Raw genomic sequence first — 11,051 nt, 5'->3', positions numbered from 1 at the left:
TTTTAATATCTTGGTTTATACTCAAAATTAATCCTTTCCATTCCATCAAAAAATATCTTCGCAAATCTAAGGTACAAATAGAGAGGGAGCGAGGGAGAGTTAGCCAAAAATTGTTTGACTTTCATTTCCGGTGGTCATTCCCGGGAATCGTGAATGTTTTGTTAGCGTTCCAATGCCAGTGCCGGCTCATCAACATCCCAGTTTTCTGCATCTGTCATCCAGCTTTCAAGTGCCAATTCAGGTTCAACCGCTTTTTCAACCACCATCCAGGTACTTTCGCTGGTCATCCAGTTTTCAATTTCAAGGCTTGTTTCTGTTTCTGCTGCGAAACTATTGTTCACATTCCAGGCTTCGGCGTTTGTCATCCAGTCTTCAACTACCAAATTGGCATCTGTTTCCTGTGCAAATACATTTGTCGTGCTCCAAATTGTTTCGTCGGTCATCCAGTCTTCCAATTCAATCGACGATTCAACTACTCTGCATCCGGTATGTTTTGTTGCCGATGCATTTATTCCAATTACCATTAAAGAAAGAACGATTAATGTTGCTGCTGTTACTTGTTTAATTTTTGTTTTCATGTCTTTTGTTTTTTTAATTTGATTCAAATCTAAGGGCAAAACAGCAAGTACTAAAATGAAATAGAAGAACCGGGCGATTTTATCGACGGATTGGTATTTTATTCCGTTGGCAAATATTAGATTGATGAAAAATGAGCGTAATCAGCTGATATTTCGCGTTATATAATAAGGGTATTTTCGCGCATTTGAATGCTCACCAAAACGATTCATCCCGTTGAAAGTTTTATTCGTCGTTTCAATTAGATTTTAATTAAACCTTCTGATACTTTGGCAATCTAACTTCAGTGTTCATTAATAAGAATATTAATGAACAGCGGTTAAGCCGAAACTAAATTTTTTGAAAATAAACAGGAAGAACCCTAACAGCTTCCTACCTAAAAAAACCAAATGAACCGAACTAAGACTTATGGATTAGGCGGATTGCTTATTCTATTATTGGGGATGATCTCGATTTTCGAGGTGAGTGGACAAGATCGATTTGAGCTTTCACTAATTTCGCGAACGAAGGGGAAACGAATTCCGGAGAAGACATTAGAAATTAAAAAAACCGATGCGAATATAACCATCGACGGCGCACTCGATGAAGCGGTGTGGCAAACGGCCGATAAAGCCAAGGATTTTCACCGCCAGTACCCGATGGATGATACAACCGCATTTTCGAAAACCGAAGCCAGCATACTTTACGACGATAATAACCTGTATGTGGGTGTAACCTGTTTCGACGAGTTGCCGGGGAACTACATTGTGGAGTCGTTGCGAAGGGATTACCAGGAACGAAACAACGACTATTTAATGTTGGTTATCGATCCTTTCGACGACCTGACAAATGGTTACGCATTTACCATCACACCTTTGGGTGTACAAATGGAAGGTTTAATTACCGGTGGTGGCGGCGGATTTATGGCGGTCTCCGATTCGTGGGACAACGTGTGGTACTCGAAAACCAAAAAAACAGATGAAGGTTGGACCGCCGAAATAAAAATTCCGTTTAAATCGATCCGGTACGCCGATGATATCAGCAACTGGAATATTCAGTTTGTGCGAAACGATCTGAAAAGAAACGAACGTTCCACCTGGACAACGGTTAAACGACAATATCAGCCAACCTCATTAACTTATTCCGGAGAGCTGAAATGGGACGGTACACCGCCTGAAGCCGGCTCAAATATTAGTATTATTCCTTATGTTTCGGGTTCGGCAACGCAGCAGGATCTGTCGGTAAATAACAATATTGGCTGGGACTGGAATGCCGGTTTCGACGGAAAAGTAGCTTTGTCAACGTCTTTGAATCTCGACCTGACATTAAATCCCGATTTTTCAACAGTCGAAGTCGACCGCCAGCAAACAAATGTTACCCGTTTCGAGCTGTTTTACCCGGAGCGGCGCCAGTTTTTTATCGAGAACAGCGACCTTTTTAGTGATTTTGGTTTCCGCCAGTCGCAGGTGTTTTTCTCGCGCCGTATTGGTTTATCGTCGCCTATGATTTTTGGAGCACGTTTAAGCGGGCAAGTGGGAGATGGTTTACGCGTGGGGTTTTTAAATGCTCAAACCAAACATCAGATGAATGATGGTTTCGACGATGATCCGGCATATAACTTTACAGTAGCGTCGTTTAAAAAACAAGTTTTCGGTCGTTCAAATATTTCAGGGATCTTTGCCATGAAACAAGGCATTAATTTCTCGAATGATCAGGACGACGGATTTGATTTTGGGGATCAAAACGAATACAACCGCGTTTATGGTCTGCAATACAACCTCTTGTCGCGCGACGATAAATGGGATGGTAGTTTCTACTATTTTAATTCCGACGATCCAGTGCATACTTCAAAACACTGGGCACACGGAACAAGTATTCGGTACAACACCCGAAAAATTATGGCATTTTGGACGCACGAATATGTAGCCGAAAATTTCAATGCCGAAATGGGTTTCTTTCCGCGTACCGGTTACTTTACTTTTGGCCCTTTTGTGCGCTACAGTTTTTATCCCGATAGCAAAACAATTAGTACGCACGGTCCGAGTTTCAAGGCGGATTATTTCCTTGACACGAATTGGGAATTTACCGACAAAGAAATGGAAGCGGGTTACAGTATCAACTTTCTGAATTCGAGCCGAATAAATGTGCAGTGGCAAAACAATTACGTGAAATTGTTTGATGATTTTGATCCGACATGGCAATTTAAGGACGGAACTGAACCGCTGCCTTCGGGAACTGAATATACCTGGAATTCGATAAATACCAGTTATTCATCAAATAGCAGAAGAGATTTTTCATTCGATATCCGCGCCGGATACGGAGGTTTTTACAATGGTAATGCAACAAATATATCCGGAACGTTTCGTTTTCGTGTGAAGCCCATTTTTAGCCTGGCAATGAATTATTCGTACAATAAAATTGATTTGCCCGACCCGAATCCAAGCGGAGATTTTTGGCTGGTGGGGCCACGAATCGATTTGACCTTTACCGAGAAAATTTTCTGGACCAATTTTATTCAGTATAACGAACAGGCCGACAACGTGAACATCAACTCGAGATTGCAGTGGCGGTTTGCGCCGGTTTCTGATATATTCCTAGTGTATACCGAGAACTTTTTGCCCGATGGAATGGTTTCAAAAAACAGGGGTTTGATCTTAAAAATGTCGTACTGGATTAATCTTTAACGCAAAGTTTTACTAAAATGAAAAATATACAATCAATAAGTTTCGCCCGGCTAACATTTTGTATTTCGGCGATTGTTTTCTGCAGCGTATTTGTTTTTGCATCAGCACCGGTAAAGGCTGCCGATCCGGTTTATGTGGTGGTGGAATACATTAAGGTGAAACCAGAAGATCACCTGAAATACATCGAGGTTGAACAGAAGATTTGGAAACCTATGCACCAGGAAAGAATAAACCAGGGGATAATTGCGAGTTGGACATTGTATGCGGTTGAATTTACCGGTTCGGCAGATAATTACAACTATGTGGCAATTACCACTTACAACGATCCGGAAACACTGGAAAATCCGTGGAATGCTGAAATTCCGGCTAAAGTTCATCGAAATATGAGTTTAAGCGAAATGATGGATCGAACCAATAAAGCACGCGAAATTGTTCGGTCGGAGTTGTATAACAGTGTGGCTTCAATTCCGGCCATTCCGTTTGAAGATCCGGCGCATTACATTCAGGTGAATTATATGAAGGTGGAACCGGGAAAAGGTTCGGAATACGAAGCGCTGGAAAAAGAGGTTTGGATGCCGATTCACGAGGAATCGATACGCTCGGGGCAAACTGTGGGCTGGGGACTTTGGGCAGCCATGTTTCCGCGTGGTGCCAGTCGCCCATACCAGTATATTACAATGAATACTTTTTCGGATTATTCCTATGTGTTCGAACTCAGTTTTTCCGATGCATTTCACGCCATTCATCCAGAAATGGATTTTAGTGAAACAACGAAAAAAACACGCGAAGCCCGAATTATCGAACGTGTTGAGCTGTGGGATTTAATTGATTATGTGGTGAAATAGAAATTAGTTTATTTACCAAGTTTTAGAATTCGTATCGCGCCTCTGACAACGATCAGAAATACGATTGAACCGATTATTAAATCAGGATATTTCGATTGTGTTACCAGTACAAGGACACCGGCTAAAATTACGCCGCTGTTGATAATTACGTCGTTCGAGGTGAAAATCATGCTGGCTTTCATGTGTGCTTCTTTGCTTTTCGATTTTTGGAGCAGCAGCAAACAAATGGCGTTGGCAATCAGTGCCAGAATCGAAATGCCAATCATGATGCGATAATCGGGCATGTCTTCAAACTCTATAAAGCGCCTCACCACCTCAATTATACCCAACAAAGCAAGTGTAAGCTGAAAGTAACCACTTAAGCGTGCCACTTTCTTTTTTCTTAGTACCGTTGAACCCACTGCCCAAAGGCTGAGTCCGTAGACGAACGAGTCGGCTAGCATATCAAGCGAGTCGGCAACCAATCCCATCGATCGGGAAATAAGACCGGTAGTCATTTCAATAATGAAAAAACCAAAGTTGATTAAAAGTACCGACCAAAGTAATTTCGATTGCACATCGGAACTTTCCGGTGCAAACTCGTTTTCATCAACTTCGCTGGTAGCCGAGAGTTTTGCTCCAAAATTCAATGATTCCAGTCGCGAAAGAATTTCCTTATTTTCTTCGGAGTGAAAAACCGTAAGGTTGCGGTTTTCAATGTCAAACTCCAGTTTTTTTATATCTTCAATTCCATCCAGTTTCATCCGAATCATATTTTCTTCGGAAGGACAGTCCATTTTTGCGATGTGGTATTCTGATTTAAGCATGACGCGTTGAACAGTTTTTCGTTTACCTAAGTAACAAATTAAAGTCTAAATGTTCAAACAATCTTCTGTCTGGGCCGGAAGTCATCCCGATATAAATCTTGTTGTAGTTTTTTGAGAAAAGGGTGTAAACAATAAACATGTTGCAAGTTACAATAATCAGATGCGATTTAGAAATGGACTGATTGAAGTTAATTTTAGGGAAATAAAAAAGCCGATAGAAACTCTATCGGCTTTAAAAGTAGCGGGAGCAGGACTCGAACCTACGACCTTTGGGTTATGAGCCCAACGAGCTACCAACTGCTCCATCCCGCAATATATCTTTATTTCTTTTGAAATGTCTTCTTGAACGCGGGTGCAAATATAATACCTTTTTTTTAAACTGCAACTTCTTGCAAAAAAATTGAATAAAAAAAGGACGGCACAAGTACCGTCCTTTAGGCGTATATTAAAACTTACCCTCGGAACTAGAGTCCGAAAGTCTCTTTAATCGTGTCAACAAAGTCGAGTTTCTCCCAAGTGAACAGTTCCAACTCTTTGGTAACCTTACCACTGTATGGCGACTCGAATGTTTTAGTTACAGTTCTTGGTTCGCGGCCCATGTGTCCGTAAGCTGCCGACTCAAGGTAAATCGGGTTACGTAATTTCAATCGCTCTTCAATCGCTGCCGGGCGAAGATCGAAAATAGCTTTCACTTTTTCTGCAATTTCTCCGTCGGTAATGCTAACATTCGAACGACCGTAAGTATTTACAAAAACTCCCACCGGCTGAGCAACTCCAATGGCGTAAGCAAGCTGCACCAAAATCTCGTCGGCAACACCTGCTGCTACAAGGTTTTTGGCAATGTGGCGCGATGCATAAGCTGCCGAGCGGTCAACTTTCGATGGATCTTTACCCGAGAATGCACCACCACCGTGGGCTCCGCGGCCGCCGTACGTGTCAACAATAATTTTTCGTCCGGTTAATCCGGTATCGCCGTGTGGCCCGCCAATAACAAATTTACCCGTTGGATTAACGTGGTAGATAATATCGTCGCCAAATAACGCCTGCACATCTTCCGACAATTGTGCTTTTACGCGCGGAATAAGAATGTTGATCACATCCTCCTTGATTTTTGCCAGCATTGGTTCGTCGGCATCAAATTCATCGTGCTGAGTTGATACTACAATTGTATGCACTTTCACCGGCTCGTTCGAGTCGTTGTACTCAACAGTTACCTGCGATTTTGAGTCGGGGCGCAAATAAGTCATCACTTTGCCTTCGCGACGGATAACAGCCAGTTCCTGCAAAATTTTGTGCGACAGATCGAGTGTTAACGGCATATAATTTTCGGTGTCCTTACACGCATAGCCAAACATCATTCCCTGGTCGCCTGCACCTTGCTCTGTTTTTTCTTCACGGTCAACACCGCGGTTAATGTCATCACTCTGTTCGTGAATGGCAGTTAAAACACCACACGAATCGCCATCAAAACGGTACGCTGCTTTGGTGTAGCCAATCTGATTAATCACGTTTCGTGTAACTTCCTGCACATCAACATAAGCCTGCGATTTTACCTCGCCGGCAACAACTACTTGTCCGGTTGTAACCAGTGTTTCGATAGCTACTTTCGAGTTGGCATCAAAAGCCAAAATCTGGTCGAGCAATGCATCTGAAATCTGGTCGGCTACCTTATCCGGGTGGCCTTCCGATACTGATTCGCTTGTAAATAAATAATTCATAAAAATCCCTTTTTAAGCTGAAGTTAATCAGCACATTGTACATTAAATTTTAAACTGCGGGATATTCGATTGATATTGAAAAATGCGATTGTTTTAGCGTTTTTTTCATGTGGTTGCAATCAATCTCAAATCTTTCCACGTAGCGGGGACAAATGTAATAGGTTTATTTTGAATAAAAAAGAACTTGTTTAAAATTGTTCTTAATAAGGAGGATAGGTGCTTATCCCATCAATATAAAATCCTTGCCCTCGCAGTAACTTCGTTGTTTCAGGAATTCCCTGATTTTTTCACCTGCGCCGGTATTGGTTACCATCGATACAACAAACAGCTGCCCGGGTTGGGGAAGGTCTTTGTAAAATAATGCATCAGGTTTTGTTTCCTTTATATCGATAAAGCCTTCAATGTTCAGCTCATGCTCTTGTAGAAAAGCACTTCGTTGGCGGGTTTTACGTCCGGCCCCCCAAATCCAGACATTAGGATGGAATGGGTTGTGTTGCTCCGACCACTGTTTGAAATAAAAGGCTTTGGTTTGAAAAAAAGCTTCGGTGGAATACCGTTCGTCGGTACGGGTTAAGCGGGTGGAGTAGTCGTGCCACTCCAGCAGCTTTTCCGGGAGTTTAGCCATTTTGGCTCGGTGGCTGAGGTAGCGGAGTTGCATTTCGTAATCTTCAGGGAAATTACCGTCGTTGCAGCCACCATATTTTTCAAATAACTTGCGACGAAAAAATATCGTCGGGTTAATAACCGGAATTTCAATAAACTGCTTCAGCGCAATTTCTTCAGGCGTGTGAAACGAATTTGCCCAATTCACGAATCGCCGAAAACCTTTATTCTCGGCGATGTGCGGAACATATTCAACTTCGCTGCCAACAAAATCAATTGATGGATTATTCTCGAGGTAGTTGTATTGTCTTTGTAGTTTTTCGGGGTGGGCCACATCATCGGCATCCATTCGGGCAATAAAACGGCCACGTGCATTGTTTAATCCGCAGTTCATGGCATTGGCCACTCCCGGAGTTTTCTCGTAGAGCAAAATAATTCGCGAATCATTTTCCGCAGTCTGCCCGGCAATTTCAGTACTTTTATCGGTGCTGTTGTTGTTAACCAAAAGCAGTTCGAAATCAGAAAAAGTTTGAACCAAAATACTGTCTATTGCCTGCTGCAAAGTGAGTTCGGCGTTAAAATAGGGCAGTATTACTGAAACTTCAGGATGCATTTAAGGTGCAGGTTGATTTACCGGGTTAGTTGATGGAAAACGTTTTCAAGATTTTGTTGCTTTTCGAAAAGAGTAAGCAGTGTGAGTTTGTTCTCAACGGCAAAATGAAAAATGTTCTGACGGATGTCGGCCTCGTTTCCGGCTTCAATTTCCCAGCCCAGTTCGTTTTGGGTAACGCTGTTTACGCCCGGGATTTGCAAAAGCTGATCTTCCGAAACGGTTTCTTTAAAACCGGCAATCACAATTTGGTTTTGGATATTGATTCCGGCTTTTACATCCGAAATATTACCATCGGCAACAATCTTTCCCTTGTTGATTATCAGCACGCGGTTGCACACAGCCTCTACTTCCTGCATAATGTGCGACGACAGGATCACGGTTTTTTCTTTGCTGATCTGGCGAATCAAAGCACGAATCTCTTCCAGCTGGTTAGGATCGAGGCCGGTTGTTGGCTCATCAAGAATCAAAATCGACGGATCGTGAATTAATGCCTGTGCCAAACCCACACGCTGGCGATAACCTTTCGATAGGGCACGTATTTTTTTGTGCTGCTCAATTCCCAAACCCGTAAGTTCGATCATTTCAGCAATGCGCTGTTTTTTATTTTTCAGGTGGTAAAATCCGGCTGTTATCTCTAAAAATTCCTTCACATAAAGGTCGGTATACAGCGGATTATGCTCGGGCAAGTAGCCAATTTGCTTTTTATATTCGAGGTTTTGCCCCGAAACTTTCTGCCCGTCAATCAAAATATCGCCTTCATCTTGCGGAAGATAACCGGTAATAATTTTCATGGTAGTAGATTTGCCGGCTCCGTTAGGGCCCAGAAAACCTACCAGTTCGCCTTTGTTTACAGTGAAACTGATAGCATCTAGAGCTTTCTGTTTCCCAAACAATTTTGTGATATTCCTTGTTTCAACAATCATAATAAAGAATGCAAAACAAAAATAGAGTATTCTTTTTATTTTAGAAGCATTACTTTAAATTTGCAGTTCAGCTTAACAGATTAATTGATGAAGGATCGTAATTTCAACTATATTAAAGATTTAACCCGCTATCAACGTCAAGAAACAATTGAAGTGAACATTGGAGGAGTTCCCGTTGGTAGCAGTCAGCCTATCCGGATTCAAACAATGACCGATACCAATACCACGGATACCGAGGCTACAATAGAGCAGATTATCCGCGTGGTAAAGGCCGGTGCCGATTATGTTCGCGTAACTGTAAAAGGCATGTCGGATGCCGAAAGCCTTAAGGTTATTAAAAAGGAATTGGTTGACAGAGGGTATAATACACCTTTAATTGCTGATATACATTTTAACCCGAAATTGGCGGAAGTTGCCGCGCAGTATGTTTCCAAGGTGCGTATTAATCCTGGAAATTTTTACGACAAACGAGCGCAGTTCAAAAATAAAATATACACCGATGTAGAGTACAATCAAGAGCTTGCTATTATTGAAAAGCAGTTTGTACCTTTTCTTCAAATGCTGAAAGATACAAAAACAGCATTGCGAATTGGAGCGAATCATGGCTCGCTTTCCGACAGGGTGATGAGCCGCTATGGCGATACTCCGGCCGGAATTGCCGAATCGGTAATGGAATTTCTGCGCATTTGTAAAAAGGAAGACTTTAACAATGTTGTGGTGTCGATTAAGTCGAGCAACACACGCGTAATGGTTTATACCGTTCGTTTGCTCAACTTTAAAATGCGCCTCGAGAATATGAAATTCCCAATTCATTTGGGAGTTACCGAAGCCGGCGAAGGCGAAGACGGACGTATAAAATCGGCCGTTGGAGTGGGAGCTTTATTAAGCGACGGAATTGGCGACACGGTGCGCATTTCGTTAACTGAAGCACCGTTAAACGAAATTCCGGTGGCATTGAAACTGGTAAATCATTTTAAACGCTACCAGAATCACGAGCCTATTTCGGCACCAATGATTGCACAAACCAACCCGTTTGAATACGAGCGCCGCGATACCCGCCCGGTACTGAACATGGGAGGGAAAGAACTTCCGGTGGTGATTGCCGATTTAGGCGACAGAAGTTTGCGCGAAATGATACCGATCCGTGGGAAACTGGTTCCTGATTATTTTATCTCGGGAAACAAAATACTCGATATACAAGGCGAAGAATATCCGGTAATTACGCTCGAGGAGTACTTGTTTGAAAGTACACGTTGGGGACGAATGAAATTTATTCGTACCAACAAAGCGGAATTCGACAGATTTATGGATATGCATCCGGAGATCATCATGAAATTGAAGCAGACCCGGAAAACGGTACTGATTCTGGAAAGTTACAACGCGAATCCGATGGCCGAGTTAAGGGCGTTCTTTATGTCGCTTGAAACACACATTTGGAAAGTGCCGGTTGTGCTTTACCGCCGATACAACGAAAGCCGTTTGGATGATCTCCAGATCACTGCTTCGGCCGATCTTGGTGGTTTGCTGATCGATGGTTATGGCGATGGAATCTGCCTGTCGAACGACAACGAAAATATTACTTTCACCGAGCTGAAAGACTTGAGTTTTGGCATACTGCAGGCCAGCCGCATGCGCGTTACCAAAACCGAATTTGTTTCGTGCCCGGGTTGCGGACGAACCCTGTTTAATTTGCAGGAAACAACCCGCGCCGTAAAAGCACATTTTAAACATCTCGACCATTTGAAAATTGGTATTATGGGCTGCGTTGTTAACGGTCCCGGCGAGATGGGCGATGTGGATTATGGTTTTGTTGGAGCCGGTAATAACAAGGTTAACCTGTATAAAGGTTTGAAGCCGATAAAACGTCATATTTCGTACGAAAATGCTGTGGAGGAACTGGAGCAATTGATTCGCGAAAATGGCGACTGGAAAGATCCTGAAGATTAATATTTATACTATTATATAATAGTAAAGGATCCGATCATCAAATGATCGGATCCTTTTTTTTTGCCGCTTTTTCGATGGAGCTGTTCTGAATTTCGTCCGGAACAACCAACAGCCTTGAACGGCTTTCTTCGCCGGACGAGTTTTACTTCGTTTCGTTTCCTTTCCCGGCGCTTCATGACTGTCGTCAGTCGCACCGGGCTATTGACTGTCGCCCCTTTGGGGCTTTTATTTAGAAGCGCTGAAAGTGCGTTGTCTTTTAGCCCGGGGCAAAGTAATTCTTTGAATTGCGTCGCCCCGGGAAATAGAATAAAGATGTAAATCGTCCGGCGAAGAAAGTTGGATAGAAATGGTTCGCAG

9 protein-coding genes and 1 tRNA gene are annotated in these 11,051 nt (G+C 42.7%); 3 read left to right on the top strand and 7 right to left on the bottom strand.

Annotated elements, in window-relative coordinates:
• Window positions 1-161: 161 nt before the first annotated feature.
• Window positions 162-578 (bottom strand): hypothetical protein, encoded by a 417-nt coding sequence (locus tag QZ576_RS11180; protein ID WP_297097114.1) that lies wholly within the window; start codon window positions 576-578, stop codon window positions 162-164.
• Between the two features lie 387 nt (window positions 579-965).
• Here QZ576_RS11180 and QZ576_RS11175 point away from each other — a divergent pair, with 387 nt between their 5' ends.
• Together QZ576_RS11175 and QZ576_RS11170 are read left to right on the top strand one after the other, a co-directional pair.
• Window positions 966-3,239, top strand: coding sequence for a DUF5916 domain-containing protein (locus QZ576_RS11175; protein WP_297097112.1), 2,274 nt, complete (start codon window positions 966-968; stop codon window positions 3,237-3,239).
• A 17-nt stretch (window positions 3,240-3,256) separates the two neighbouring features.
• Window positions 3,257-4,084, top strand: a complete 828-nt coding sequence (locus tag QZ576_RS11170; protein WP_297097110.1) for a hypothetical protein — start codon at window positions 3,257-3,259, stop codon at window positions 4,082-4,084.
• A gap of 8 nt (window positions 4,085-4,092) precedes the next feature.
• Here the strand turns inward: QZ576_RS11170 and QZ576_RS11165 are convergent, their stop codons facing one another.
• The 6 genes from QZ576_RS11165 to gldA all read right to left on the bottom strand — a co-directional run bounded on the left by QZ576_RS11165 (window position 4,093) and on the right by gldA (window position 8,747).
• Window positions 4,093-4,890 (bottom strand): cation transporter, encoded by a 798-nt coding sequence (locus QZ576_RS11165; RefSeq protein WP_297097108.1) that lies wholly within the window; start codon window positions 4,888-4,890, stop codon window positions 4,093-4,095.
• Between the two features lie 22 nt (window positions 4,891-4,912).
• On the bottom strand, window positions 4,913-5,029 hold the full coding sequence (locus tag QZ576_RS22550) for a GIY-YIG nuclease family protein (protein WP_367270481.1): 117 nt from the start codon (window positions 5,027-5,029) through the stop codon (window positions 4,913-4,915).
• A 100-nt stretch (window positions 5,030-5,129) separates the two neighbouring features.
• Window positions 5,130-5,202 (bottom strand) — tRNA-Met (locus tag QZ576_RS11160).
• 152 nt (window positions 5,203-5,354) lie between these two features.
• Entirely contained in the window at window positions 5,355-6,608 is a 1,254-nt protein-coding gene (gene metK, locus QZ576_RS11155; protein ID WP_297097106.1) for a methionine adenosyltransferase, read from the bottom strand.
• Between the two features lie 220 nt (window positions 6,609-6,828).
• Entirely contained in the window at window positions 6,829-7,824 is a 996-nt protein-coding gene (locus QZ576_RS11150) for a glycosyltransferase family 2 protein (RefSeq protein WP_297097104.1), read from the bottom strand.
• 17 nt (window positions 7,825-7,841) lie between these two features.
• Window positions 7,842-8,747 carry a gliding motility-associated ABC transporter ATP-binding subunit GldA gene (gene gldA, locus QZ576_RS11145; RefSeq protein WP_297097102.1) on the bottom strand — a complete coding sequence of 302 codons (906 nt, stop codon included), beginning with the start codon at window positions 8,745-8,747 and terminating at the stop codon, window positions 7,842-7,844.
• Between the two features lie 87 nt (window positions 8,748-8,834).
• On the opposite strand from gldA, the gene ispG reads away from it, so the two are divergent.
• Window positions 8,835-10,694 (top strand): (E)-4-hydroxy-3-methylbut-2-enyl-diphosphate synthase, encoded by a 1,860-nt coding sequence (ispG, locus tag QZ576_RS11140; protein ID WP_297097099.1) that lies wholly within the window; start codon window positions 8,835-8,837, stop codon window positions 10,692-10,694.
• Window positions 10,695-11,051 lie beyond the last annotated feature (357 nt).

This window comes from uncultured Draconibacterium sp., assembly GCF_913060805.1.
In the GTDB taxonomy this organism is placed as follows: domain Bacteria; phylum Bacteroidota; class Bacteroidia; order Bacteroidales; family Prolixibacteraceae; genus Draconibacterium.
The sequence above is the reverse complement of the archived record's forward strand: the minus strand, read 5'-3'. Positions and strand labels throughout refer to the sequence as shown.

Bases quoted from the DNA above. Each gene is read 5' to 3' on its own strand.
- QZ576_RS11180 (WP_297097114.1), bottom strand. From the start codon at position 578: ATGAAAACAAAAATTAAACAAGTAACAGCAGCAACATTAATCGTTCTT.
- QZ576_RS11175 (WP_297097112.1), top strand. From the start codon at position 966: ATGAACCGAACTAAGACTTATGGATTAGGCGGATTGCTTATTCTATTA.
- QZ576_RS11170 (WP_297097110.1), top strand. From the start codon at position 3,257: ATGAAAAATATACAATCAATAAGTTTCGCCCGGCTAACATTTTGTATT.
- QZ576_RS11165 (WP_297097108.1), bottom strand. From the start codon at position 4,890: ATGCTTAAATCAGAATACCACATCGCAAAAATGGACTGTCCTTCCGAA.
- QZ576_RS22550 (WP_367270481.1), bottom strand. From the start codon at position 5,029: ATGTTTATTGTTTACACCCTTTTCTCAAAAAACTACAACAAGATTTAT.
- metK (WP_297097106.1), bottom strand. From the start codon at position 6,608: ATGAATTATTTATTTACAAGCGAATCAGTATCGGAAGGCCACCCGGAT.
- QZ576_RS11150 (WP_297097104.1), bottom strand. From the start codon at position 7,824: ATGCATCCTGAAGTTTCAGTAATACTGCCCTATTTTAACGCCGAACTC.
- gldA (WP_297097102.1), bottom strand. From the start codon at position 8,747: ATGATTGTTGAAACAAGGAATATCACAAAATTGTTTGGGAAACAGAAA.
- ispG (WP_297097099.1), top strand. From the start codon at position 8,835: ATGAAGGATCGTAATTTCAACTATATTAAAGATTTAACCCGCTATCAA.